The sequence below is a fragment of the Terriglobus sp. YAF25 genome (assembly GCF_052113305.1).
Lineage (GTDB): Bacteria > Acidobacteriota > Terriglobia > Terriglobales > Acidobacteriaceae > Terriglobus.
Genome location: NZ_JBFRCY010000719.1, coordinates 1 through 2,302, shown reverse-complemented (window position 1 = coordinate 2,302; position 2,302 = coordinate 1). Strand labels below are relative to the sequence as shown.

The 2,302-nt window shown below is 56.0% G+C and carries 2 protein-coding genes; one reads left to right on the top strand and one right to left on the bottom strand.

From position 1 onward, the window contains the following. The first annotated feature begins 72 nt into the window (after positions 1-72). Positions 73-987 carry a hypothetical protein gene (locus tag AB4043_RS22845; protein WP_442303425.1) on the top strand — a complete coding sequence of 305 codons (915 nt, stop codon included), beginning with the start codon at positions 73-75 and terminating at the stop codon, positions 985-987. Positions 988-1,200: 213 nt separating this feature from the next. Here AB4043_RS22845 and AB4043_RS22840 read toward each other — a convergent pair whose 3' ends face one another. Beyond that, complete coding sequence (locus AB4043_RS22840) at positions 1,201-1,740, bottom strand: hypothetical protein (protein ID WP_442303424.1); 540 nt, start codon at positions 1,738-1,740, stop codon at positions 1,201-1,203. Positions 1,741-2,302: the final 562 nt, after the last annotated feature.

The window sequence follows — 2,302 nt, the reverse complement described above, 5'->3', positions numbered from 1 at the left end:
CCTCTCACCTATGGCTCAATGGTTGGCATCGTTTGATTGGGCTTCGCGGTTTTGTTGAGAAGGAGCACGCCCATGACTAAGACAGGCAGAGCCGTTCATCGCATTCTTTCGTTTGCGGTCCACTCCATTCCGTTGGAGGAGCGAGCCACCGTCCAACAGAAACTCGAAGATCTGGTCCAGGAAAACCCCAGACTGAGGGCCGAAGTTCACATCGACCACGACAGGCTCTTCGTCAGTGGAGAGGACGAATTGCAGCTCCTGGAGCTTCGCTTGACGGTCATCCAGCGAGAGTTGGCCGAGCCGGGTGATCTGAAGGTCAACTACCTGGAGACAGTTCTTGGCTCCGCGGAAGCGGAACACTCGTATCTCCGCGAGACCGGCGGCGCACGGAACTATGGTTACTGCCGGCTTCGGGTAGAGCCTGGTCAGCAAGGGAGCGGATTGCAGTTTCTTTGTGACCTGGACAATGAGGCGATTGCCAAGCAGTCCGTTCAGGCGATTGAGGCCGGTGTGCGAGAGGCAGCACGGGGCGGCATTCTGCAGGGCAGCGAACTCGTCGATCTGAAAGTCACGTTGCTCACAAGCGATTGCGATGAGATTGGCCGCCACGAGGTGAGCCTCAGGATCGCCGGCGCCATGGCCTTTCGTGAGGCAGCGAAACATGCCAGGCCGGTCGTGCTGGAGCCGATGGTGGAAGCTACCATCGATCTACCCACACCATTTATGTCCTCGGTGATGGAAGACATTCACGCGCGCCGCGGGCGTATCGAGTCGATCTCTCAGACGGTCGATGGGTTGCTGATTCGCGCAGCGATTCCCGCTGCGGAGGTGCTGCGCTCCAGCGCACGCGGCAGAAGCGGATACGCCACACGCTTCCTGCGGTACGAGCCGATCAAATCGAAGGGCTCGGATGGCGAGGCGGGCGCCATCGTTCGTAACCACTGGCCGCCCAATCCGCGCGGTGGTGCGATTGCGATGAAGTTTTAAGACGATCAACCAAAATTCGTTGATCTCGAGGATACAGATAGAACCGAAGCCATCGCAGGCTGACCAGAAATGGCCAGCGAAAGCAGGCAATGGAAAAGTTGGAAAGCAAAACCGGCTTCCCAACTTTCCCACAGTCTCGACGACGCCGGCTAGATCTCTACGATAGCTGCTCCAAAAACCCGCATGCTGAGCCGCACCCGTAATTGCAGAGGATCACTTTCCCGATCCCGTAGGGCCCGAGATATCGCTGGACGGCTTTTCTTGAAGAGTTTTCTTGGCTTCGCCTGGGGTTTCGTTTCCGTTCTGCGGCCCTCCAATCCAGCTCTGAGCAGAGGGTTCTCCACCTAGAATATCGTTACAGGCACCGGTAATCAGTTCTACGCCGCCTGAACCGTCTTTAGAGGAGAAGACCTCTGGCAAGTTGTTGAGGGAGAAGGCGAGGTCTTGTATCTGGCCGACCCCATCGTTAAGACTCAGTGTGCTCGACGAGCACCCCACGTAAATCGACCGGCAGCCCATGAAAATCGCTTGTAGGGAATTCCCAATCGTTGGGCCGAAGTTGTCGGTCGCGAGGAGGCCGCCCGCGATCATTTGTATCTGGTGGACCGTATCGAAAAGGCTCTGTGTGCTCGATGAGTTGGCCTGGGTGACCGCGCCATTGCCGCCATTGCCCCCGTTGCCACTCCCGAACCCTGTTACTGATACGTTATCGTTTGAATTCTGGGTAGCAGGAGTCTTAGTGTTTTCTGTCATGACGGATCTCCACTGTTGCGTCAGTTTTGGATTGAGCAACCATACAGGCGGGAGGAAGGCGACACACTGCAAAGGTATCCGGGTGTAGATTTCCCGGAATTGGGCCTAGGTTGTACCACCCTTGTTGTACTGCACCTTTCTTCGGAAGTCCAATGGTCCTAACGCAGGCTGGAAGCGGAGAATGTATGAAAACGGAGTTTCGGTCTAGATGTCGGTCTACGGGGCGACGGACCATATTAACTGTAGCGATCATCTTCAGGATCAGATCCAGTTCGCTCTGCGTGAACCGAATGCGATGCACTAAAAAACCCTCCTCGCCGTGCTAATGGCTGCGAAGAGGGTCTGAGCAGGATGCGGGAAGCTCACGGCATCGCCGCTACATCTTCCCGGTCCTTTGGGTTGATCGTCCACTATTCGGCGTGACAAGGCCTGGACCTATTTAGGCTCCACTGTGAGATTTAGGTTTATTTGTTGGCTAGAACTGTCGCCGATGGGAAGTGGGCTCGGATGTAAAGGGTCGTCTTTAAACGAGAGTCCGGGTGGAAAATGGTTCGAACTCCAT